At 70.6% G+C, this 19,781-nt stretch carries 28 protein-coding genes; 5 read left to right on the forward strand and 23 right to left on the reverse strand.

Annotated features, from left to right (window positions below; all coding sequences use genetic code 11):
• The first annotated feature begins 154 nt into the window (after window positions 1-154).
• From JAP66_RS13055 to JAP66_RS13070, 4 genes are all read left to right on the forward strand, one after another.
• Window positions 155-1,132 carry a sigma-70 family RNA polymerase sigma factor gene (locus JAP66_RS13055; protein ID WP_199431937.1) on the forward strand — a complete coding sequence of 326 codons (978 nt, stop codon included), beginning with the start codon at window positions 155-157 and terminating at the stop codon, window positions 1,130-1,132.
• A 107-nt stretch (window positions 1,133-1,239) separates the two neighbouring features.
• Complete coding sequence (locus tag JAP66_RS13060) at window positions 1,240-2,313, forward strand: ATP-dependent DNA ligase (protein ID WP_199431938.1); 1,074 nt, start codon at window positions 1,240-1,242, stop codon at window positions 2,311-2,313.
• Complete coding sequence (ligD, locus tag JAP66_RS13065) at window positions 2,310-3,314, forward strand: non-homologous end-joining DNA ligase (RefSeq protein WP_199431939.1); 1,005 nt, start codon at window positions 2,310-2,312, stop codon at window positions 3,312-3,314. The genes JAP66_RS13060 and ligD overlap by 4 nt, the downstream gene beginning before the upstream one ends.
• A gap of 43 nt (window positions 3,315-3,357) precedes the next feature.
• Window positions 3,358-3,576, forward strand: coding sequence for a hypothetical protein (locus JAP66_RS13070; protein WP_199431940.1), 219 nt, complete (start codon window positions 3,358-3,360; stop codon window positions 3,574-3,576).
• Between the two features lie 36 nt (window positions 3,577-3,612).
• On the opposite strand, the gene JAP66_RS13075 is transcribed toward JAP66_RS13070, so the two are convergent.
• From JAP66_RS13075 to JAP66_RS13085, 3 genes are all read right to left on the reverse strand, one after another.
• Complete coding sequence (locus JAP66_RS13075; RefSeq protein ID WP_199431941.1) at window positions 3,613-3,909, reverse strand: hypothetical protein; 297 nt, start codon at window positions 3,907-3,909, stop codon at window positions 3,613-3,615.
• 34 nt (window positions 3,910-3,943) lie between these two features.
• Window positions 3,944-4,345, reverse strand: coding sequence for a ChaB family protein (locus JAP66_RS13080; protein WP_199431942.1), 402 nt, complete (start codon window positions 4,343-4,345; stop codon window positions 3,944-3,946).
• A gap of 111 nt (window positions 4,346-4,456) precedes the next feature.
• Complete coding sequence (locus JAP66_RS13085; protein WP_199431943.1) at window positions 4,457-4,717, reverse strand: hypothetical protein; 261 nt, start codon at window positions 4,715-4,717, stop codon at window positions 4,457-4,459.
• A 244-nt stretch (window positions 4,718-4,961) separates the two neighbouring features.
• Here JAP66_RS13085 and JAP66_RS13090 point away from each other — a divergent pair, with 244 nt between their 5' ends.
• Window positions 4,962-5,441, forward strand: coding sequence for a hypothetical protein (locus tag JAP66_RS13090; protein WP_199431944.1), 480 nt, complete (start codon window positions 4,962-4,964; stop codon window positions 5,439-5,441).
• Window positions 5,442-5,454: 13 nt separating this feature from the next.
• Here JAP66_RS13090 and hypB read toward each other — a convergent pair whose 3' ends face one another.
• The 20 genes from hypB to JAP66_RS13190 all read right to left on the reverse strand — a co-directional run bounded on the left by hypB (window position 5,455) and on the right by JAP66_RS13190 (window position 19,695).
• Window positions 5,455-6,261, reverse strand: a complete 807-nt coding sequence (gene hypB / locus JAP66_RS13095; protein WP_199431945.1) for a hydrogenase nickel incorporation protein HypB — start codon at window positions 6,259-6,261, stop codon at window positions 5,455-5,457.
• Window positions 6,239-6,592, reverse strand: a complete 354-nt coding sequence (gene hypA / locus JAP66_RS13100) for a hydrogenase maturation nickel metallochaperone HypA (RefSeq protein WP_199431946.1) — start codon at window positions 6,590-6,592, stop codon at window positions 6,239-6,241. The genes hypB and hypA overlap by 23 nt, the downstream gene beginning before the upstream one ends.
• Before the next feature lie 9 nt (window positions 6,593-6,601).
• Window positions 6,602-7,717, reverse strand: a complete 1,116-nt coding sequence (hypE, locus tag JAP66_RS13105) for a hydrogenase expression/formation protein HypE (RefSeq protein ID WP_199432047.1) — start codon at window positions 7,715-7,717, stop codon at window positions 6,602-6,604.
• Window positions 7,718-7,752: 35 nt separating this feature from the next.
• Entirely contained in the window at window positions 7,753-8,880 is a 1,128-nt protein-coding gene (gene hypD / locus JAP66_RS13110; protein ID WP_199431947.1) for a hydrogenase formation protein HypD, read from the reverse strand.
• Window positions 8,881-8,894: 14 nt separating this feature from the next.
• The gene (locus JAP66_RS13115; RefSeq protein WP_199431948.1) at window positions 8,895-9,164 is read right to left on the reverse strand and encodes a HypC/HybG/HupF family hydrogenase formation chaperone; all 270 of its coding nucleotides are present in this window, start codon (window positions 9,162-9,164) and stop codon (window positions 8,895-8,897) included.
• Between the two features lie 5 nt (window positions 9,165-9,169).
• A complete protein-coding gene (locus tag JAP66_RS13120; RefSeq protein ID WP_199431949.1) occupies window positions 9,170-9,667 on the reverse strand; it encodes a hydrogenase maturation protease in 498 nt (165 codons plus the stop codon).
• Window positions 9,664-10,011 (reverse strand): hypothetical protein, encoded by a 348-nt coding sequence (locus tag JAP66_RS13125; protein WP_199431950.1) that lies wholly within the window; start codon window positions 10,009-10,011, stop codon window positions 9,664-9,666. Before JAP66_RS13125 ends, JAP66_RS13120 begins: the two co-directional genes overlap by 4 nt.
• Window positions 10,008-10,718, reverse strand: coding sequence for a D-sedoheptulose-7-phosphate isomerase (locus JAP66_RS13130; protein ID WP_199431951.1), 711 nt, complete (start codon window positions 10,716-10,718; stop codon window positions 10,008-10,010). Before JAP66_RS13130 ends, JAP66_RS13125 begins: the two co-directional genes overlap by 4 nt.
• Complete coding sequence (locus tag JAP66_RS13135) at window positions 10,715-10,951, reverse strand: HypC/HybG/HupF family hydrogenase formation chaperone (protein ID WP_199431952.1); 237 nt, start codon at window positions 10,949-10,951, stop codon at window positions 10,715-10,717. The genes JAP66_RS13130 and JAP66_RS13135 overlap by 4 nt, the downstream gene beginning before the upstream one ends.
• Window positions 10,951-11,583, reverse strand: coding sequence for a D-sedoheptulose-7-phosphate isomerase (locus JAP66_RS13140; protein WP_199431953.1), 633 nt, complete (start codon window positions 11,581-11,583; stop codon window positions 10,951-10,953). The genes JAP66_RS13135 and JAP66_RS13140 overlap by 1 nt, the downstream gene beginning before the upstream one ends.
• On the reverse strand, window positions 11,580-11,771 hold the full coding sequence (locus JAP66_RS13145) for a hypothetical protein (protein ID WP_199431954.1): 192 nt from the start codon (window positions 11,769-11,771) through the stop codon (window positions 11,580-11,582). The genes JAP66_RS13140 and JAP66_RS13145 overlap by 4 nt, the downstream gene beginning before the upstream one ends.
• Before the next feature lie 88 nt (window positions 11,772-11,859).
• Entirely contained in the window at window positions 11,860-12,066 is a 207-nt protein-coding gene (locus JAP66_RS13150; protein WP_199431955.1) for a hypothetical protein, read from the reverse strand.
• A 32-nt stretch (window positions 12,067-12,098) separates the two neighbouring features.
• Entirely contained in the window at window positions 12,099-12,686 is a 588-nt protein-coding gene (locus tag JAP66_RS13155) for a DUF5947 family protein (protein ID WP_199431956.1), read from the reverse strand.
• The gene (locus JAP66_RS13160) at window positions 12,683-13,243 is read right to left on the reverse strand and encodes a NifU family protein (protein WP_199431957.1); all 561 of its coding nucleotides are present in this window, start codon (window positions 13,241-13,243) and stop codon (window positions 12,683-12,685) included. Before JAP66_RS13160 ends, JAP66_RS13155 begins: the two co-directional genes overlap by 4 nt.
• Window positions 13,236-15,044: a nickel-dependent hydrogenase large subunit gene (locus JAP66_RS13165; RefSeq protein ID WP_199431958.1), complete on the reverse strand. Its 1,809-nt coding sequence runs from the start codon at window positions 15,042-15,044 to the stop codon at window positions 13,236-13,238. Before JAP66_RS13165 ends, JAP66_RS13160 begins: the two co-directional genes overlap by 8 nt.
• A gap of 45 nt (window positions 15,045-15,089) precedes the next feature.
• Window positions 15,090-16,076: an NADH-quinone oxidoreductase subunit B family protein gene (locus tag JAP66_RS13170; protein WP_235998990.1), complete on the reverse strand. Its 987-nt coding sequence runs from the start codon at window positions 16,074-16,076 to the stop codon at window positions 15,090-15,092.
• Window positions 16,077-16,200: 124 nt separating this feature from the next.
• Entirely contained in the window at window positions 16,201-16,755 is a 555-nt protein-coding gene (locus JAP66_RS13175) for a hemerythrin domain-containing protein (protein WP_199431960.1), read from the reverse strand.
• Window positions 16,755-17,894, reverse strand: a complete 1,140-nt coding sequence (locus JAP66_RS13180; protein ID WP_199431961.1) for a hypothetical protein — start codon at window positions 17,892-17,894, stop codon at window positions 16,755-16,757. Before JAP66_RS13180 ends, JAP66_RS13175 begins: the two co-directional genes overlap by 1 nt.
• Before the next feature lie 111 nt (window positions 17,895-18,005).
• A complete protein-coding gene (locus JAP66_RS13185; protein ID WP_199431962.1) occupies window positions 18,006-18,458 on the reverse strand; it encodes a PadR family transcriptional regulator in 453 nt (150 codons plus the stop codon).
• Between the two features lie 151 nt (window positions 18,459-18,609).
• Window positions 18,610-19,695, reverse strand: a complete 1,086-nt coding sequence (locus JAP66_RS13190; RefSeq protein WP_443706208.1) for an endonuclease/exonuclease/phosphatase family protein — start codon at window positions 19,693-19,695, stop codon at window positions 18,610-18,612.
• Window positions 19,696-19,781 lie beyond the last annotated feature (86 nt).

A 19,781-nucleotide genomic window follows, 5' to 3' on the forward strand; every position in this document is an offset into this window, starting at 1 on the left:
TGCGGGAATTCCACGGGCCGTCGCGGCGTTGAGATGGGTGCGCGCCGCGCCGCCTTCGCCGACAATCCCCCGCATCCCGTTCAGCAATCCGTCTGCCGCAACCGGGCCGGGGGTCTCTCTGTGGCGGCGCCGCCGTGGAAGAGAGGTGACACGATTGGCCGACGCCACAATGACCGCGACCCGCCGCGGTAGCCAGCACACCGGGGACGAGCCCGACCTGGTGCGCTTCTACCTCGACGAGGTCGGCTCCACACCGCTGCTCACGGCGCAGCAGGAGGTCGACCTGGCCAAGCGCATCGAGGCCGGCCTCTACGCCGCCGAACTGCTGCGCCAGGCCGACGCCGGGGAACGGTCCCCGAAAGCGCTGCCCGCACAGCGCCGCACGCTCGAGACCGTGGCCCGGGAAGGCACGAGCGCCAAGAGTCACATGATCCGGGCCAACCTGCGGCTGGTGGTCACGGTCGCCAGGAAGAGCCGCCACGCCGGGCTGCCCCTGCTCGACGCCATCCAGGAGGGCAACCTCGGGCTGATCCGCGCGGTCGAGAAGTTCGACTACGCGAAGGGGTTCAAGTTCTCCACCTACGCGATGTGGTGGATCCGGCAGGCGATCCAGCGCGGCAACGCCTTCCAGGCGCACACGATCCGGCTGCCCATGCACACCACCGAGCAGATCGCCAAGCTCGACCGGGCCCGGCGCACCCTGCTCGCCCGCGGCAACCACGAGCCGGCGCTCGACGAGCTCGCCGCGGAGGCCGGCCTGCCCGTGGAGCGCGTGGTCGAGCTGCGCCAGTCCGCGCGTGCCACGGTGAGTCTCGACGTCCCGCTCGACGACGAGGGCGAGCTGCGGATGGGTGATCTGGTGGCCGGCGGGGAGGGCACCCAGACGGTCGAGATGTTCGAGCGCGGCGCCCTGGCCGAGGACGTCAAGTCGACGCTCGACACCCTGCCGCCCACGGAGGCGACGGTCGTCTCGCTGCGGTACGGGCTGCACGACGGCCACCAGTACAGCCAGCAGGAGGTCGCGCAGCGCCTCGGCCTGCCTCGCAAACGTGTGCGCAGGCTGGAGGAGAGCGCGCTTGCCCTGTTGCGCGACCCCCAGCGCCGCGACCCGCTGCTGGCCTGGGCGGGCTGACCCGGGCGGGCAACTCGCGGGCGCGGACGCAGCACTCGCGGGCCCTGGCGGGGGACTCGCGGGCCCGAGCGCAGGACTCGCGGCGTTCAGCGGCCTACGATCCAGTCGTGGAACTGCCCGTCATGCCGCCGGTGAAGCCGATGCTCGCCGTCTCCGTGCGCGAGGTCCCGCGGGCCGCCGGGCTCACCTACGAGCCCAAATGGGACGGCTTCCGCTGCATCGTGTTCCGCGACGGCGCGGAGATCGTGCTCGGCTCCCGGAACGACCGCCCGCTCACGCGATACTTCCCCGAGCTCGCCGAGCTGCTGCTGGAGGCGCTGCCGCAACGGTGCGTCGTCGACGGGGAGATCGTCGTCGTCACCGGCCACGGCCTCGACTTCGACGCCCTGCAACTGCGGTTGCACCCCGCCGAGTCGCGCGTGCGGACACTGGCCGAGCAGACCCCGGCGAGCTTCGTCGCGTTCGACCTGCTCGCGCTCGGCGACCGGGACCTCACCACCGAGCCGTTCCGCGAGCGGCGCCGCCTGCTCGAGGGGATTCTTCGCACCGACCTCGGTCGCGTGCACCTCACACCGCTCACCACGGACCCGGACCTCGCGCAGGACTGGTTCACCCGGTTCGAGGGCGCCGGGTTCGACGGCGTGATGGTCAAGGCCGCCGACCTGCCCTACGAGCAGGACCGGCGCACGATGTGGAAGGTCAAGCACGAGCGCACCGCCGACTGCGTCGTCGCCGGATACCGCATGCACAAGGACGGCAAGGGGGTCGGCTCCCTGCTGCTCGGCCTGTTCGACGACGCGGGCGAGCTGCACCACGTCGGCGTGGCCAGCAGCCTCACCGCCGCCCGCCGCAGGGAGCTGCTCGACGAGCTCGCACCGCTGCGGGAGAACGCGCTGGAAGGCCACCCGTGGCGCGGCTGGGCCGAGCGCGCGGCAGGCGGCCGCATGCCCGGCGCGCAGAGCCGCTGGACCGGGGGCAAGGACCTGTCCTGGGAGCCGCTGCGGCCCGAGCTGGTCGCGGAGGTCCGCTACGAGCATGTCCAGGCGGGTCGCTTCCGGCACGGCGCCAGGCTCGTGCGCTTCCGGCCGGACCGGCAACCACGCTCGTGCACCTACGCGCAGCTCGACGAGGTGCCGCCCGCGGAGCTGAGGACACTGTTCGCCGAGGAGACGTCACCATGAGCGACGAGACCACGCTCGACATCGACGGCACCGAGGTGACCGTCTCGCATCCCGGCCGGGTGTACTTCCCGGAGCGCGGTGAGACCAAGCTGGATCTCGTGCGCTACTACCAGGCCGTCGCCGGGCCCCTGCTCGCCACGATCAAGGACCGGCCGCTGCTGCTGGAACGCTTTCCGGCCGGGGCGGGCGGCAAGTCGTGGTTCCAGAAGCGCGTGCCGAAGTCGGTGCCCGGGTGGCTCACCACCACCGTGGTGGCCACGCCCAACGGCACCACCAGCGACGCGCTCGTCGCGGCGGATCTGGCCCACATCGTCTGGGCGGTCAACCTGGGCTGCCTGGGTTTCCACGTCTGGCCGGTGCACGCGGCCACCCCGGATATCACCGACGAGCTACGGGTGGACCTCGACCCCTCCCCCGGTGTCACGTTCCCGCAGCTGCGCGAGGCGGCGGGGCACGCCAGGGAACTGCTCGACGAGCTGGGCATCGAGGCGCACGTCAAGACGACCGGATCCCGCGGCCTGCACGTCTACGTGCGCCTGCGGCCGCAGTGGGACGCCTACCAGGTCCGCGCGGCGGCGGTCGCGCTGGCCCGCGAGCTGGAACGCCGCCATCCCGACCTGATCACCGCCCGGTGGTGGAAGGAGGAACGCGGCTCGCGCGTGTTCGTGGACTTCAACCAGAACGCACCGCACAAGACCGTGTTCGGTGCCTGGTGCGTGCGCCCGCGGGCGGGTGCGCAGGTGTCGGCGCCCATCGGGTGGGACGAAGTCGCCACCGTCGAGCCGGACGAGCTCACGATCGCCACCGTGCCCGGCAGGCTGGCGCGGCGGGGCGATCCGTGGGCCGGGATGGGTGAGCGCCCCCAGTCGCTCGAACCGCTGCTCGACATGTCGCGCCGCGACCTCGCGAGCGGGCTGCTGGACGCCCCGTGGCCGCCCGTCTATCCCAAGCAGCCCAACGAGCCGCCGCGGGTGGCGCCGAGCCGCGCCCGGCGTTCCTGAGCGAGGAAGATTGCCGGTCCGGAGCACCGGGAAATCTCCGGATATGAGCAAACAGATGGAAGGCGACAACACCCAGCGTCGCAAGAAGGCAGGCCATGCACGCAACCGGGAAGGAGTGGCGCCCAGCCGGTCGCAGGTGACGCTCGGCGCCTCGAAGGGCCGTGAGCACCTCCCGCGCAAGGCGGACAGCGACGAGCGGCAGCGCTCGGCCGAACGCGGCAAGCAGCGTTCGGAGGTGGACCGCGGCGTGTCCCGGCGGTAGACGCCGCCGGGAACCCCGCCCTTTCCGGGGGCGGGGTTACTTCTCGCGCTGCCGCAGGCGGAAGAAGTTGCTGTCACTGCCCTGCTTGCGGTGCTCCTGGTAGACGAACTCCAGGTCGCGCTTGTCGAAGGTGGACAGCCATTCCTCCCACGAGACGGGTTCGAGATTCTCGCCGCCGTAGCCCGGGAAGTCGAGCCGCAGCCGCCCGAGATGGTCGTCGTACTCACTGCCCGGCACCGTGGCCGGCGTCGCACCCCGTTCGTCCGCCCATTGTCTGATCACGTCGTGGTCGGTGGTGACCAGCGTCTGCCCGGGGTATTCCTCGTCCGGCACCGCGCTGCTCCTCTCCCTGCTGGTCGCGGGTTCCCTAGCGCTGACGGGCCTTCGCCGTCTTGCGGCGGCTCGCCTTCTGCAGTGCGTCGACCAGCTCCTGCTTGCTCATCGACGAGCGCCCGCTGATGCCCAGCTTGCGCGCCTTCTCGTAGAGGTGCTGCTTGCTGGCGGAGGCGTCCACGCCACCTGCGGTGTCGGCGGTCCGCTGCCCCGCACCGCGCCTGGCCTGCTCGTCGGACGGGCCGCGCTGCTCCTTCGGCTCCCAGTGGTCGCCCACCTTCTCGAACGAGTGCTTGAGCGCCGCGAAGGCGGTCTGATGTGCGCGCCTGCCCTCGCCGTAGGTCTCCACGGCCGAGTCGTGTGCCTTCATCCAGGTCCGCTGCGCCTTCCGGGGCGAGCGCTGGATGGTGCTCGGTAGTTCGTCACGTGCGGGCATCGGAAACTCACCTTCGATCCTTCTCGATTCCGATCAACGCACACCGTGGTTTACCGCTGTCCTCGCAGTCCAAACGCTGCCCTGGCCAGGCCGCACCGCCGCGCGGGAAGTTCAGTCGCTCAGGTTGGCGCTCTCGGCGGCCGCGCGGCGCCACGACTCGATCTCGGCGCGCATGGCGTCGAGCAGGTCCACCGCGTCCGAAGGGCGGCCGGCGTTGAGCCGCTCCTCGACCCGCCGCGCGGCCCCTGCCATCCGTTCCGGGAAACCCTCTCCGGCCGCAGGCGACCCGGCCTCGTCGCCGTGGCGCCAGTCCTCCGGTCGCGGGCCCGGCGGGTCCGGGCGGATGTCCGTTCGCTGGTCGTTCCGGCTCATCGGCCACCTCGGATGACGTCTCGGCTGTCCGGACGAAGGGGTGGCCCGCCGGCGCGGTGGACCGGTCGGGGTGGGGGCGGTCGGCCCGTCCGGCGCCGGCGAGCCACCCTGCGGGGAGCGGCCACTCAGGGACGCGTCGTGGCCGTCCCGGGCTCGGGCCCCGAGGATGCCCCGTCCGGGCGACGGCCAAACATGCCCGGGGCGGGACTGTTTCGCGCCGGCACCTCGTGGGTAGGGCCTCTTGATGGAGCAGCAGCGGCAGCAGGAAAGCGGGCACGGCACGCACGAGCACAGGGAAGTCGGCCGCACGGCGCTGCGGGGTGCGGTGGCCGCGATGAGCATGAGCGGGATGCGGGCGCTGACGACCCGCCTCGGGCTCCTGGCGGCGACTCCTCCGCAGATGATCACCGAGGAACACGGGCCGCGGTTCGTGCGGCGGCTCTCCGAGCGGCAGCGGGAGGCGCTCGTCATCGTGCTGCACTGGGGTTACGGCGCGGGCGGTGGCGCCGTGTTCGGGGCGCTGCCCGCGCGGCTGCGGCTGAAGCCGTCGGCCGGGCCGCTCTTCGGGTCGGCTCTGTGGCTGGGTTTCGAGCTGGTGCTCGTGCCCACTCTCGGACTGCGGATGCGGGAGCGCCGCTCGTGGCGCGACCGCGTCGTGCTGGTCGCCGACCATCTGCTGTACGGCGCTGTGCTCTCCGAACTACGGACAAGGCCCCGCCGCTGAGCTGGCTCCCCGCTCAGTGCCCCGCCGGCACGCCAGGAACCCGTGGTGGCAGGGCGGCGCGCAGCCAGCCGTGCCAACGGTCGAGACCTTCCCCGGTGACGGCGGAAACCGGCAGTACGCCCGCCCGCGGGTTGACGCGGCTCAGGTGCTCGGCGAAGCGCTCGGTGTCGAACCGCAGGTGTGGCAACAGGTCGACCTTGGTCAGCAGCACCAGATCCGCGCCCCGGAACATGTGCGGGTACTTCAGCGGCTTGTCCTCGCCCTCCGTGGTGGACGCGAGCACGATGCGGTGCTGTTCACCGAGGTCGAACAGCGCCGGGCACACCAGGTTGCCCACGTTCTCGATGAAGACGAGCGTCCGGTCCGCCGGGTCGAGGGTGCGCAGTGCGCGTGCCAGCATGTCCGCGTCGAGGTGACAGCCCGATCCCGTGTTGATCTGCAACGTGCGGCAGCCGGTCGCACGCAGCCGCTCGGCGTCCATCGGTGTCTCCTGGTCGCCCTCGATGACCGCGAGCGCGAGGTCGGCGGCCAGTTCCCGGACCGTGCGTTCGAGCAGGGTGGTCTTGCCGGAGCCGGGCGAGCTCATCAGGTTCACCGCGCACACTCCGCGCGCTTCGAGCCAGCCGCGGTTGCGCTCGGCGAGCAGGCCGTTCTTGGCGAGCACGTCCTGCTCCAGCACGACAGTCTCGTGCGCGTGCGCGTGCGCGTGCGCGTGGTGGTCGTGGTCGTGGTGGTCGTGGTGGTCATGCTCGTGGTGGTCCTGGCCGGGCCCGGTGATCGTCACCGCGCCCGCGTCGTCACACCCGCACGTCGCGCACATCCCTTTTCACCCTCACTTCCCGGATCCGCAGCTGTTCTCCTGAGGTCACCTCGAGGTCGAGGCTGCCGCACGCGCAGCCGGCGAGCGGATCGGACGGTTCGAACGTTGTGCCGCACTGCCGGCAGCGCGCCTGTCCCTGCGGCTCGTCGATCTCCAGCTCGGCGCCCTCCACGGCGGTACCGGCCGCCACCACGTCGAAGCAGAACCGGACCGCGTCGACCTCCACCCCGGAGAGCCGGCCGATCTCGAGCACCACCCGCAGAACCCGGCGGCCGCCCGTCTGCTCCGCGATGGCCTCCACCATGCTCTGCGTGATCGACAGCTCGTGCATGACCGGGCCTCAGCAGATGCGGGGCAGCGGGTCACCGACGAGCAGATCGACGATGCGCGTGCCGCCGAACGCCGTCTTGAGCAGCACCAGGCCGGGCGGATCGTCGCCGATGTGCCCGATCACGGCGGCTTCGCGGCCGAGCGGCTCGGACCGCAGCGCCGCCAGCGCGGCGTCGGCCTCCGCACCGTCCACGATGGCCACGAACCGGCCCTCGCAGGCGACGTAGAGCGGGTCGATCCCGAGCAGTTCGCACGCGCCCCGGACCTCCGCGCGCACCGGCACCGCGTCCTCGTCGACCACGACCGACACGTCGGCCGCCCGCGCCACCTCGTTGAGGATCGTGGCAACGCCCCCGCGGGTGGCGTCGCGCATGGCGCGCAGGCCGGGCACGTCGTCGAGCAGCCGGCGGCACAGGCCGTGCAGCGGCGCCGTGTCCGACTCGAGATCCGCATCGATCTCCAGTTCACCGCGTTCGAGCATGATCGTCACCCCGTGGTCGCCGACCGGCCCGGACACCAGTACGGCGTCCCCCGGGCGCGCGGTGTGGATGCCGAGCGTGCGGTCCGGGTCGAGCGTGCCGACGCCCGTGGTGTTGAGGTAGCAGCCATCGCCGGAGCCCTTGCCGACGACCTTGGTGTCACCGGTGACGAGCGAGACGCCTGCCGCCTCCGCCGCGGCCGTCATCGACGAGACGATCCGCCGCAGGTCGGCGACCTCGAAGCCTTCTTCCAGGATGAAGCCGCAGGAGAGGTACCTCGGCGTCGCGCCGGAGACGGCGAGGTCGTTCACCGTGCCGTTGACGGCGAGGTCCCCGATGTTCCCGCCGGGGAAGAACAGCGGTGACACCACGAACGAGTCGGTGGTCATCGCCAGCCGCGCGCTGTCGACGGGCAACTCGGCGGCGTCGCCGAGCGGTTCCAGCATCGAGTTGCGGAAGGCGTCGAGGAACACCGCCTCGACGAGTGTCTGCGTGGCCTTGCCACCCGCGCCGTGCGCGGAGGTGATGCGCTCCTCGCGTACCTTCGGCTTGCGCCGGCGTGCCCTGTCGATGCGGTCGAGGACTTGCTGTTCCCGTTCGCCGGGGCCGCCGCGGGTCCCGTGCTCGGCCGCGTGGTGCTCAGTCATGGCCTGCTCCGCCCAGGGAGCGAGTCGCTCGGTACTCATGCGCCGGTCGCCTCCTTGACGCGCTGCCGGGAGAATCGGCCGAAGTTGTAGTAGGCGGCGCACGCGCCCTCCGGGGAGACCATGCAGGTGCCGATCGGCGTCTCCGGTGTGCACGCGGTGCCGAACACCTTGCACTCCCAGGGCTTGAGCACGCCCTTGAGCACCTCGCCGCACTGGCAGGCCTTCGGATCGGCCACCCGCACGCCGGGCATCGAGAAGACCCTCTCGGCGTCGAACTCCGCGAAGCCGTCCCGCAGGCGCATGGCGGAGTGCGAGATGAAGCCGAGCCCCCGCCACTCGAAGTACGGGCGCAGCTCCATCGTCTCGGCCATCGCCTTGAGTGCCACGACGTTGCCCTGCCACGGCACCACCCGCGAGTACTGGTTCTCCACCTCACAGCGGCCGTCGCGCAGCTGCAGGAGAAGCTGGTAGATCGACTGGAGGATGTCGAGCGGTTCGAAACCGGCCACCACCAGCGGCTTGCCGTAGTCGGCCGCGATGAACTCGTACGGCCGGCAGCCGATCACCGTCGAGACGTGGCCCGGACCGAGGAAACCGTCGAGCCGCAGGTCGGGCGAGTCGAGGATGGCCTTGATCGCCGGGATGATCGTCACGTGGTTGCAGAAGACGGAGAAGTTCTCGATGCCCTCCTCCCTGGCGCGCAGGAGGGTCATCGCTGTCGAAGGTGCCGTGGTCTCGAACCCGATCGCCATGAAGACCACGTGCTTGTCCGGGTTCTGCCTCGCGATCTTCAGTGAGTCCAGCGGCGAGTACACCATGCGGATGTTGGTGCCCTCGGCGTTGGAGTCGAAGAACGTGCCGCCGCTGCCCGGCACGCGCATCATGTCCCCGAACGAGGTCATGATGACGTCCGGCTGGCTCGCGATGTGGATCGCGTCGTCGACCCGGCCCATCGGGATCACGCACACCGGGCAGCCGGGCCCGTGCACCAGGCTCACCTGCTCGGGCAGGTAGTCCTCGAGCCCGTGCTTGTAGATCGTGTGCGTGTGACCACCGCACACCTCCATGAACTTGTACTGCCTGCCCGGCTCGCACAACCCCGCGATCTTGGCCGCCAGTGCCCTGGCCTTGTCCGCGTCGCGGTACTCGTCGACGAACTTCACGAACTACCACCCAACTACTCGATCATCGATTGCCTGAGCGCGTCGACCTCGTCGACGTAGGACTGCCCGATCCCCTCCAGGAACTCGAGTGCGGCTCTCGCCTCCTCCTCGTCGATCTTCGACAGGGCGAACCCGACGTGGATCAGCACCCAGTCCCCGGGGGCCGGGCGCTCCTCGAGCAGGCCCACGTTGATCGCCCGCCGGACGCCGCTGACCTTCACCCGCGCCAGATCCGGTTGTTCCGGCACAATCTCGACGACCTCACCGGGGATGCCGAGACACATGGCTCTCACTCCTCTCTCGTGGCGACCGCCGGGCCGCGGCGGGCCTCGGCACCGGCGATCTCCAGCACCCGAGCCGCGGCCTCGTCCACGGCGGCGGCGACGGGCGGGCTCAGGCCGATACCCTCGTCGAGACACTCCGCCTCGCAACCGAGCACCAGCACCCTTCCGGGATCGCCGCCCAGCTGCCGCAGGAGAGCGAGCACCGCCGCCGGGGTCATGCCGTGCGCGTCGACCTCGGCCCCGGCGCAGCTGTCCGGATCCGCCTCGATGACGTACAGCGTGCCCGGCGCACCGCCACGGGAGACGGTGTCGACCATGATCGTGGTGTCGTACCGGCTGTCGAGCATCTCGTAGGCCAGGTGCATGCCGCGAATGCCGTAGTCCGCGGCGACCACCCCCGGCGGTGGATCCATTGTGGATACCCGCCGGGCGACCTCCGCGCCGAACCCGTCGTCGCCGAGGAAGATGTTGCCGATCCCGGCGACGAGCACCCGCGCGGTCATGCCGGGTCTCCTTCCGGGAGCGGAGTCACCTCGGCGGTGGTGAAGTACCGGTAGCGCTCCTGTTCCAGCATCAGGTCCGCGGCCGGGTCCCCTTCCACCGTCACGGCGAGAAACCAGGTGCCGTCGACGTCCTGCCGGATCGCCCGCACCGTCGCGACCTTGCCCGCCACGAACATGTCCTGTGCGTCGGTCCGGCCGGTTGGCCGCAGCAGGACCCGGCTGCCACGACCGACCTCGCTGCCGTCGACCACGACACTGCCGACGTCCGGCTCCGGCGACGCGGCGGCTTCCTGCTCCCACCACGACGCGCCGGTGAACGCCCTCGCTGCTTCGGGCCCGTTCATGTGCGCGCCTCCGGTGTGGCGGCTCCGCCCGCGTCGAACGGGTGGCCACCGGGCAGGCCGTCGGCCGCCAGCTCGGCGAGCACGTGGTAGACGGTCGTCTGCGCCTCCTGGATGCGGTGCACCGAAGGCGAGGGCACGACGAACAGGTAGTCGATCGAGTCGAGCTCGGCCATCTTGCCGCCGGTGTGGCCGGAGATGCCGACCGTCAGCATCCCGCGCCTGCTCGCCTCGTCGAATGCCGAAAGCAGGTTGGCGGAGTTCCCGCTCGTCGACAGCCCCACGGCGATGTCGTGCGGGCGGGCGAACGCCGCGAGCTGGCGGGAGAACACGACGTCGAACCCGACGTCGTTGCTCAGCGCCGTGATCACCGCTATGTCGGCCGTGAGCGCGAACGCGGGCATCGGCGCGGTGCCCTGCGGGGGATCCATGAACGTCGTCGCGAGGTCCTGGGCGTCGGTGGAGCTGCCGCCGTTGCCGAAGGCGAACAGCCTGCCGCCGCTGGCGAACCGCTCGGCCATCGCGGCGCCGCACGCGGCGAGCCGCGCCCCGTCCTGCCGCCGCACCTGCCTGCGCAGGTCGATGATCTCCCTGGTCTTGTCTATAGTGGACTGTCGCGCTTCGGCGAGAACCCCGTCCACGTCGTCCTCGCCGGAGTACAGGAACGGGTAGAGCGACGCCAGGTCGGGATGCTCCGCGTGCGAGGTCATACCGGCGCCTCCTCACCGGTGCCGCCGCGGGGCAGCACCGCGATCGCCTCTTTCGCGTGCACGAGTACGTCGTCGCCCGGGCCGGCTTCGACCAGCGCCACGCTCACCTCCTCGTGTCCCCGGCCGGTGTCCACGATCGCCAGGCCGCCGGGCAGCAGCCGCACCACGTGGACCGGCACCGCCTCGTCCGAACACGTCACGCAGACGTCGTCATGGCACTCGGGAACGGACATCAGGACACCACCTCGGGCGTGAGCACCCCTGGATGCTCGAAGAACACGTGCACCAGTTCCCACAGGATGTGGTAGGTCGTGACATGCACCTCCTTGACGACCCGCGGGTCGCCGGAGGCCGCGTTGAGGACGTGGTCCACGGCCTGGCTCCGGGCGATCGCGCCGCCGTCGCCGCCGACCAGGCCGACCGTGAGCAGCCCGAGCTCGCGGGCCTTCTCCAGTCCCCGCAGCACGTTCTCGCACCGCCCATCACCCGAGAGGCCGAGCGCGATGTCGTCGGCCGTGGCGAGGTAGCTGAGCTGGTGGGCGAAGATCTGCCCGAAGCCGACGCGCTGTGCCACCCCGGTCATCGTGGCGACGTCCGCCGTCAGCGAGATCGCGGGCAGCGCGCGCTTGCCGACGATCACCGGATGCACGAACTCGACGGAGACGTGTTGTGCGTCGGTGGAACCACCACCGTTGCCGAAGACGATCAGCTTGCCGCCACGGTGGAACCGCTCGGCCATCGCGTGACAGGCGCGCGCCACCGAGTCCGCCTCGGCCACCAGTGCCTCCAGCGGTGCCACCCGCCGCTCGAACGCGGCGTCGACGCGCTCGTCGAAGAATCGCTGATCTCGTGTTTCCGGGTTCATCCGGTGTCCCGGCCTTTCGACGTGTCGCTCACCGTGGCCGAGACCGACTGCCGGGTCGTACCGCGCCGGAACGAGGCCATCCGCCACATCCTGATCTCGCGGACGAGCCCCGGGTACTCCCGCACGAACAGCGCGAGTATGCCCAGGCCGACGAGCGCGCACTGCGCGATCAGTATTCGTTTTGCCATACTCGGCAACTCCTCTCCAGTCGTCCACCGCTCGTGAGTGCCTGCACGAGTTAGAACTCGCGTGGGCACTCACGAGGCGGGCACCCGGTCAGCCCGGGGGGATGTTCGGCATGATCTTCAGGATGGGGTTGTGCCGCTTCGGATAAATGCCGGTCGAGCGCCGCGCGTCGGCGGTGCCGTCCTTGTTGTGCCCGGGCTGCTTGTGGTACGGCCCCTTGTTCCCCTCGTGGATTCCCGGTACGTGCGTCGAGGTGTCGACCTTCACGTCGGGCTTTCCGACCCGGATCTGGCCCATCCTTCCTCCTCAAGTCGTCCGCCTGTCGTCCGTTACCGCCGCTCGGTGAGCTCGCTGAAGAAGCGCTCGATCTCCGGCCAGACGGTGCTGCCGCCCGAGAGGCCCTTCCATTCCCGGCGCACCACGGCGACCAGCCGGAAGCAGTCGTCGATCGGCACGAGCCAGTGCTGCTGCCTGCCGCGCGCCGTGTTGACCAGCAGCGCCTCGACGTTCGCCTCAAGGCCGCGCAGCTCGGCACGGCGCTCGGCCAGCTCCCGCCACACCTCCTGGTCGACCTCCCACCGGGTCGGCCCCATCGGGCTCGGGTAGTGCGCCAGCGCCGTGCCGTCGTCGCGTACCACGAAGAACGCAAGGCCGACCGGAACGCCGAGCGCCTCCGTCGGCACCGGCTCGATGCGCAGCCGCCGCTGCGGCACCTGCCGGTAGTGCCCGTTGCTGGCCGCGTCCCGGTCGAACAGCAGCCAGCAGGCCGGGCAGGCACACATCAGCTCCCCGTTCTCCGTGTCGAGGATGTGGCGGTGCGCAGGCGAGACGGGGACACTGCACAGGTCGCAGTGCTCGGCAGCCTCCGCGCGGCGGGCACCGGCCCGGCGGATGACGCGTTCCAGCGCTCCGGTCACGCGTTCCTCCCGGCACCCGCGGTCCGGCTCAGCAGTGCCTCGACGGGGATCAGCGACGGCGCCTCCTCGCCGGCGGGATCCGGCACCGGCTCGACCCGGGTCAGCTCCGGCGCGAGCGCGAGCACCGACTCGGTCACCGCCTCCTCCACCGTGGTGGAAGACGACGAGCAGCCCTTGCCCGAACCGGACAGCCGCACCCTGGCGACGCCGTCCTCGATTCCCGCGAGCTCGACCCGGCCGCCGTTCGACTCGATGTACGGCCGAATCCCGTCGAGTGCCCGCTCCACCCTGTCCGCCAGCGGATCGGGATGGACGTCGTGCAGCACCAGCAGGTGGCCGAGCAGCTCGTCGCCGACCATCCGCTCGACCAGCGGCGGGGAGGCGGCGCCCAGCACCCTGGCCAGTGCCTCGCCGTAGACCTCGGTCAGCGTCTGCACCGCCTCGATCGCCGCCTCCGCCGTCGGCCCCGGCACCTGCTCGACCCGTTCCAGCAGCTCGTCGATCCGGGCCAGCCGCTGCCGGACCTCCGCGTCGTCGAGCCGCGTCGCATCAGCCATTGATGCCTCCGAACGTCGGCGAGTGCAGCTTCTTCAGCTCCTGTCCCCCGCCGAGGTACATGTGCACCCCGCAGGGCAGGCACGGGTCGAAGCTGCGGACGGTGCGCATGATGTCGACACCCTTGAAGTTCTTCGGCCCGTTCTCCTCGAAGATCGGCGTGTTCTGTACCGCGTCCTCGTACGGGCCCGGCGTGCCGTAGCTGTCCCGCGGGCTGGCGTTCCACGGTGTCGGTGGGTACGGGTGGTAGTTGGCGATCTTCTTGTCCTTGATGACCATGTGGTGTGACAGCAAACCGCGGACCGCCTCGTGGAAACCGCAGCCGACCGCCTCGTCCGGCACCTCGAAGTCGGTGAAGACCTTGGTGTCGCCGGCCCGGACCCGCTCCAGGCCGTGCTCGAGGAAGTAGAACGCGATCGCGGCGCTGTACGCGACGAAGTACGCGCGGGCGCGATCCCGCTCGAGCGCGTTCGACAGCGGCCTGCCCTCCTTGTCGTGCGGGATCTTCCACTCCAGTGTCATCTCCGGCAGCTGGTCGCTCTTCGGCAGCGCGATGCGCACGCCGGAGCCGGTGCCCTTGACGTAGGGGGTGTCCACCCGTCCGGACAGCGCCGTGGACCACAGCCGCGCGATCGGGCCGCCACCGGTGTCCAGTGCGAGGTGGTCCTGGCCGTCGAACCAGCGCGGGCTCATCACCCAGCTGTAATTGCTGTCGAAGTCGCGCTTCTGCGGCACCGGGACGGTGGTCTGGTTCCACGGGTGCCGCATGTCGACGGGGTTGCCGAGCGGGTCGTGGGTGACGAAGGGCTCCTCGTTGACCCAGTCCTCGTAGAACGAGCTGCCGAGCAGGATCCGCATGCCGAGGTTGATGTCGACCAGGTTGTTGGTGACCAGCCGGCCGTCGACGATGATGCCCGGGGTGACGAACATCGACTTGCCCCAGTCGTTCATCGTCTCGTAGCGGTAGTCGCAGACGTCGGAGTTGTTCCACGCGCCCCAGCAGCCGAGCAGCACCCGGCGCCTGCCGACCTCCTCGTAGCCGGGCAGCGCCTCGTAGAAGAAGTCGAAGACGTCGTCGTTCACGGCGACGGACTTCTTGACGAAGTCCAGGATGCCGATCAGCCGCGACTGGTAGTCCGTGAACGTGGTGGGCTCCGGCATGGTGCCCACACCGCCCGGATACATTGTGGACGGATGGACGTGCCGTCCCTCCATGATGCAGAACATCTCGCGGGTCACCCGGCTGACCCACAGCGCCTCCTTGTAGAAGGAGCCCTCGAACGGGTTGAACGCCCGCATGATGTCGGCGATGGTGCGGAAGCCGTGGATCTCGGCGTTGGGTGCCTCGGCGTTCTCCGCCCGCCGCAGCACGCTGGGATTGGTCTCCTTGACCATGGCCTCGCAGAAGTCGACGAAGACCATGTTGTCCTGGAAGATCGTGTGGTCGAACATGTACTCGGCGGCCTCGCCGAGGTTCACTATCGCCTCCGCCAGCGGCGGTGGCTTGATCCCGTACGCCATCTGCTGGGCGTAGTGCGAGCAGGTGGTGTGGTTGTCGCCGCAGATCCCGCAGATCCGGGTGGTGATGAAGCCCGCGTCCCGCGGGTCCTTGCCCTTCATGAACACCGAGTAGCCACGGAACAGGGACGAGGTGCTGTGGCACTCGGCCACCTGGCGGTTCTTGAAGTCGATCTTGGTGTAGATGCCGAGGTTGCCGATGATCCGGGTGATCGGATCCCACGCCATCTCGACGAGTTCGCTCTCCTCCTGCCGGGCGCTGCTCCTGGGCTCAGTGGCCGTCATCGATGCTGTCCTCCTGCACTCGTCGGGGCTCTCGCTGGTTTCCGGTCAGGGGCGCCAGCGCGGGTCGTAGCCACTGGTCAGCACGGGCCCGTTGTGATGCCACTTCGGTTCCTGGTTCGCCGGGAGGTTGCTGATCGCGCGCATCCGCCGGATGAACGCCCCGTAAGGCTTGTTGAGGATCGAGGACAGGGCCGCGCCCGTCGGCTCGTCCATGAACGGCATGAACATGTCCGGAAAACCCGGCATGGTGCAGGCGATGCAGATGCCGCCGACGTTCGGGCAGCCGCCCACGCCCGACATCCAGCCGCGCTTGGGCACGTTGCAGTTGACGATCGGACCCCAGCAGCCCACCTTCACCTGGCACTTCGGCGAGTTGTAGTCCTTCGCGTAGTCCGCCTGCTCGTAGTAGGCGGCGCGGTCGCAACCCTCGTGAACGGTCTTGCCGAAGAGCCACTGCGGGCGCAGCTTCTCGTCGAGCGGCGGCGGTGGTGCCGCCCCGGCCGCGTGGTAGAGCACCCACGTCAGGGTCTCCATGAAGTTCTCCGGCTGGATGGGACAGCCGGGCACGTTGACGATCGGCAGCGCGCCCTCGGACTTGAAGTCCCAGCCCAGGTAGTCGGCGAGCCCCATGCTTCCGGTGGGATTGCCCGCCATCGCGTGGATCCCGCCGTAGGTCGCGCAGGTGCCCGCCGCGACCACGGCCCAGGCCTTGGGCGCGAGGTGGTCGAGCCACCAGTTCAGCGTGAGCGGCTCACCGGTCTCCGGGTCGTTGCCGAACGACGTCCAGTAGCCCTCGCCCTCGATGATGTTCTGGTTCGGGATCGACCCCTCGATCACGAGGATGAACGGCTTCAGCTCGCCGCGGGCGGCCGCCCGGAACGGCCGGAGGAATCCCTCGCCGCCCTCACTCGGGGAGAGCACCTTGTTGTGCAGGTTGACCTTCGGCAGCCCCGGGATGAGCCCCAGCACCACATCCTCGATGGCCGGCTGACCGGATGCCGTCATCGACACCGTGTCGCCGTCGCAGCTCATGCCCTCGGAGATCCACAGTATGTCGATCTCGTCGAAGCCGCGCCGTTCCCCGGCCGCGCTGGTCTCCTGCTTCCACGTGCGCGTTCCGCTCTCGATCGTCATTGTCTCGGCTCCTTACCGCTCCTCATGTCCGGGGCCTCCCCTGCAGTCGGTCGCGGAGACGGTCGTAGACGGCAGCGACGGGCCCGGCCAGCGTCAGCGCCGGCGGCTCGTCGGGTGCGTGCGGATGTGGCCGCGTCGGCGCCGTCTTCTTGGCCCGGTCGATCTCTTCACCCAGCTCGTCGAGGGCCTGCTGGTCGAGCGCGTCGCGCAGCTTGGGCATCATCTCGCCCTCTTCTTCCTGCACGTGCTCCTCGATCTCGCGCTGGAGCTCGGCCATCAGCTCGTCGGCGCGCTCGTCACCCGCGGAGAGCCTGTCGAGCTCGGCGAGGGTCTTCTTGACGCTCAGGTGCTCGGCGAGATGCTCGTCGATCTCCCGCGCCTCGTCGGGTAGGACCTTCTTGGCGAGCGGGTAGACCATCAGCTCTTCCAGCGCGGCGTGTTTGGACAGCTCGCGGACGGTGATCTCGACGACGCCCCGCCGTTGCTCGGCGGTCGCGGCCGCCTCGTAGTCGCGGAAAAGCTGCTCGACCATGCGGTGGTCGTGCTTCAGGAGCTCGATGGCGTCCATCAGGGCCATCAGACCCCTCCTTCGGTAGTTCTGTCCGACGTGGAAACGGGGCCGTCAGGACGATGCGGGCGCAGTGAGCGGACCGCGCCGTGCAGCCGCGCCATGACCTCCTCCGGCATGTCGTGGACCCGGTCGAGGATCTCCGCCGCGCGCGGATCGGTGGCCCGTGCCTCCCGCTTCTCGTCCTCGGTGAGCGTGAGCGTCCGCAGCGACAGGATCTCGTCGATCTCCGCGGCGTCGTGCAGATCTCCGGGGCTCTCCGGGGCGATCTGCGGATGGTCGTGGAGCAGGATCGGCGACGACAGCATGAGGTGCTGGGTACCGGGGTCCCCGGCCAGCACCGGGTAGGTGTGGATGTTGTGGCAGGCTCCTGCGTGCGGTGCCGCCCACCCGGGCGGCTCGGTCAGGGAGAGGAACCTCAGCCCGTGCCCGCCGAGCAACGTGTGCGCGGCGATGAGCGAATGGCGCAGCGCCTCGTCGCGCGACACGTCCGGGCCGATCACCGACCCGGTGTTCTCCGTGCGGACCCGTAGCCGGTACGCCGGGAACGGCGTGTCGAGCCTTTCCACGCGCAGTGTGGTGCTCGCCGGGACGGGCCAGCGCCGCCGGACCACCCGGCCGTGGTCACCGAGCGGCTCCACCTCCTCGCCTCCCGGCACGCCCACCGGGAACGTCCGGTCGGTGTCGAGGAGGTCGGCGAGGCCGACGGCGATGTCCGACTCCCGCGGCACCGCCTCGTCGAAGGACAGGTGGGGGGTGCCGTCGACGTCGAGGGACTCCACCGGCACGTACCGTCCGCCGCCCGCGTGCCGCTCGACGTTCTTCGCCTGCAGTTGCAGGAACCGGACGCGGAGCCGCACCGTCGCGTCCTCCGCGTCGGGCGCCGCCTCGAACAGGCATTCGGTCTGCTGCCGCCAGGATTCGACGGAACCGGCCACGCCCGTGGCGACGGGGCCGTCCCGCTCGGCCCAGGCCCGCGGGGCGAGGATGCCGAACTGCCACCGCACCCGGTTCTTGGGCGAGGACTTGCGGTACGGGTAGAGCAGGTAGCCCTCGTAGAGCACCGCGTCGGCGACCGGCCGCACCCGGTCGAACTCGGGGTCGGCCCCGTTCCCGCCACCGGGAGACGTCCTCGCCGCGCTGCTCACCCTTGAACCTCCCACTCCGCCACCTGTGCTTCGCTCGGCAGTGAGACGGTGGCTCCGGGAACTGCGACACCGGCCATGACACTAGGAAGCTCGCGGGATGCCGGTAAGTGCTCACGCACTCACGCGCTGGCCACCGCTCACGTTCCGCGCGACCGGGTCGGCGCGGCGGTACTCGGTGAGGAACGTGTCGAGTGTCTGCACCAGGTCGGTGACCGCGGCGCAGGTCTCCTCGAGCACCTCCTCCCCGTCGGCGGTGATCGCGTAGACCCGCCGGCCGGGGCCGGTGCAGTCCGACGACTGCCAGCTGGCCTGTGCCAGCCCGTCCTCGTCCAGCCGGTGCAGCGCCCGGTAGACCGACCCCGGGGCCTGCGAGGCGAACCCGAAACGGGCGAGCCTGGTCCTCAGTTCGTAGCCGTGGGCCGGGTGCTCCCGCATCAGCAGGAGCAGGCAGGCATCGAGCAGGCCACGCGGATGGCAGAAGTCTCCGCCGCGGTGCCTCGCCGGGCGCGCTCGGCCGCCTTGTTGATCAGGTACGCCACCGTTCCCGGACGCCGGCTCGCGCATGGCCCCATCGCCTCCTCAACTCGCGCCGCAGTCGTCCAGGTACCCGGACCGGAGGGAGACAAACGTCACGAACGAGTAGTGGCCGGGCACGACCACGAAGCCGCACCACCGCCTCGTGAGTGCGCACGCGAGTTAGAACTCGCGTGCGCACTCACGAGGGGCGCGGGTGGTCGAGCAGTGCCAGCTCGGCGACGACGGCGTGATGATCGGTGCCCGGCAGCGCGTGCTCGCTCGCCGACACCGCCGCCAGCCCGGCACCGTGCAGCACGTGGTCGAGCTGGATGAGCGGCGGCACGATATCCCTGCCCGCCGGCCANCGCGGGTGGTCGAGCAGTGCCAGCTCGGCGACGACGGCGTGATGATCGGTGCCCGGCAGCGCGTGCTCGCTCGCCGACACCGCCGCCAGCCCGGCACCGTGCAGCACGTGGTCGAGCTGGATGAGCGGCGGCACGATATCCCTGCCCGCCGGCCAGGTCGGTGCCCAGCCCCGGCCGAGCTCGGCATGGCTGTCGGTCAGTCCGGCGTCGAGCAGGTCGCGCAGCGGCGCATGGTCGAGGGTGGCGTTGAAGTCGCCGAGGAGGATCACGTCGCGGCCCGCCTCGGCCCGCAGCGCGGCCAGGTCGCGCTCCCAGCGGTCCGGGTCGCCCGCCGGGTAGTAGGTGTGCACCGCCACCACGCGGACCGCCCGGCCGCCGACGGCGATCTCCGCGACCGCCTGCGGCCAGGTGGTGGGCCGGTCGAGCAGGCCGCCACCGGACAGCGGACGTCGCGCGTAGATCGACGAGTCGACCTCCGGGTGCAGCTCCCGGTACGGCATCAGCTCCGCCATCCCCGCCTCGTCGAGCGCGCGCACGCCACCGTGCGTCAGCTCCTGCACCGCAAGCACGTCGAGTCGCTGCGAGCGGGCGAACTCGACCAGCGCCCGGGCATCCACCCGGCCGACGAAGGCGTTGCTGGTGCCCACCCGCAGCCTCGGCGCATCGGCAGGCACGTCCGTGGCGTCCGGCACGAACCGGGGCACGAGCCACGCGAACTGCGCCACGAGCAACACCGCCGCGGCGAGCGCGAGCGCACGCGAGCGCAGCCCGAGCGAAACGCACAGGAGCACCACCGTGCCCACCGCCGCAAACGGCAGCCCGGCGACCGGTACCGCGAGAAACGTTCCGGCGTCCAATCCGGCCAGCCGCACCATTCCCAGCGCCGCGACACCGGCCAGCGCCAGGCCGCAGACGATCATGGCGGCCAGTCGCGGCCGCCCGGCCTCGGACGCGCGCGCGGTGGCACCGGTGCCGATATCGCTCAATCGATCCCCCGTTTCCGACC

Source organism: Qaidamihabitans albus, assembly GCF_016464705.1.
Classification (GTDB): domain Bacteria; phylum Actinomycetota; class Actinomycetes; order Mycobacteriales; family Pseudonocardiaceae; genus Qaidamihabitans; species Qaidamihabitans albus.

Bases quoted from the DNA above. Each gene is read 5' to 3' on its own strand.
- ligD (WP_199431939.1), top strand. From the start codon at position 2,310: ATGAGCGACGAGACCACGCTCGACATCGACGGCACCGAGGTGACCGTC.
- JAP66_RS13070 (WP_199431940.1), top strand. From the start codon at position 3,358: ATGAGCAAACAGATGGAAGGCGACAACACCCAGCGTCGCAAGAAGGCA.
- JAP66_RS13080 (WP_199431942.1), bottom strand. From the start codon at position 4,345: ATGCCCGCACGTGACGAACTACCGAGCACCATCCAGCGCTCGCCCCGG.
- JAP66_RS13085 (WP_199431943.1), bottom strand. From the start codon at position 4,717: ATGAGCCGGAACGACCAGCGAACGGACATCCGCCCGGACCCGCCGGGC.
- JAP66_RS13090 (WP_199431944.1), top strand. From the start codon at position 4,962: ATGGAGCAGCAGCGGCAGCAGGAAAGCGGGCACGGCACGCACGAGCAC.
- hypB (WP_199431945.1), bottom strand. From the start codon at position 6,261: ATGTGCGCGACGTGCGGGTGTGACGACGCGGGCGCGGTGACGATCACC.
- hypA (WP_199431946.1), bottom strand. From the start codon at position 6,592: ATGCACGAGCTGTCGATCACGCAGAGCATGGTGGAGGCCATCGCGGAG.
- hypE (WP_199432047.1), bottom strand. From the start codon at position 7,717: ATGACTGAGCACCACGCGGCCGAGCACGGGACCCGCGGCGGCCCCGGC.
- JAP66_RS13115 (WP_199431948.1), bottom strand. From the start codon at position 9,164: ATGTGTCTCGGCATCCCCGGTGAGGTCGTCGAGATTGTGCCGGAACAA.
- JAP66_RS13120 (WP_199431949.1), bottom strand. From the start codon at position 9,667: ATGACCGCGCGGGTGCTCGTCGCCGGGATCGGCAACATCTTCCTCGGC.
- JAP66_RS13125 (WP_199431950.1), bottom strand. From the start codon at position 10,011: ATGAACGGGCCCGAAGCAGCGAGGGCGTTCACCGGCGCGTCGTGGTGG.
- JAP66_RS13130 (WP_199431951.1), bottom strand. From the start codon at position 10,718: ATGACCTCGCACGCGGAGCATCCCGACCTGGCGTCGCTCTACCCGTTC.
- JAP66_RS13135 (WP_199431952.1), bottom strand. From the start codon at position 10,951: ATGTCCGTTCCCGAGTGCCATGACGACGTCTGCGTGACGTGTTCGGAC.
- JAP66_RS13140 (WP_199431953.1), bottom strand. From the start codon at position 11,583: ATGAACCCGGAAACACGAGATCAGCGATTCTTCGACGAGCGCGTCGAC.
- JAP66_RS13145 (WP_199431954.1), bottom strand. From the start codon at position 11,771: ATGGCAAAACGAATACTGATCGCGCAGTGCGCGCTCGTCGGCCTGGGC.
- JAP66_RS13150 (WP_199431955.1), bottom strand. From the start codon at position 12,066: ATGGGCCAGATCCGGGTCGGAAAGCCCGACGTGAAGGTCGACACCTCG.
- JAP66_RS13160 (WP_199431957.1), bottom strand. From the start codon at position 13,243: ATGGCTGATGCGACGCGGCTCGACGACGCGGAGGTCCGGCAGCGGCTG.
- JAP66_RS13165 (WP_199431958.1), bottom strand. From the start codon at position 15,044: ATGACGGCCACTGAGCCCAGGAGCAGCGCCCGGCAGGAGGAGAGCGAA.
- JAP66_RS13170 (WP_235998990.1), bottom strand. From the start codon at position 16,076: ATGAGCTGCGACGGCGACACGGTGTCGATGACGGCATCCGGTCAGCCG.
- JAP66_RS13175 (WP_199431960.1), bottom strand. From the start codon at position 16,755: ATGGCCCTGATGGACGCCATCGAGCTCCTGAAGCACGACCACCGCATG.
- JAP66_RS13185 (WP_199431962.1), bottom strand. From the start codon at position 18,458: ATGCGCGAGCCGGCGTCCGGGAACGGTGGCGTACCTGATCAACAAGGC.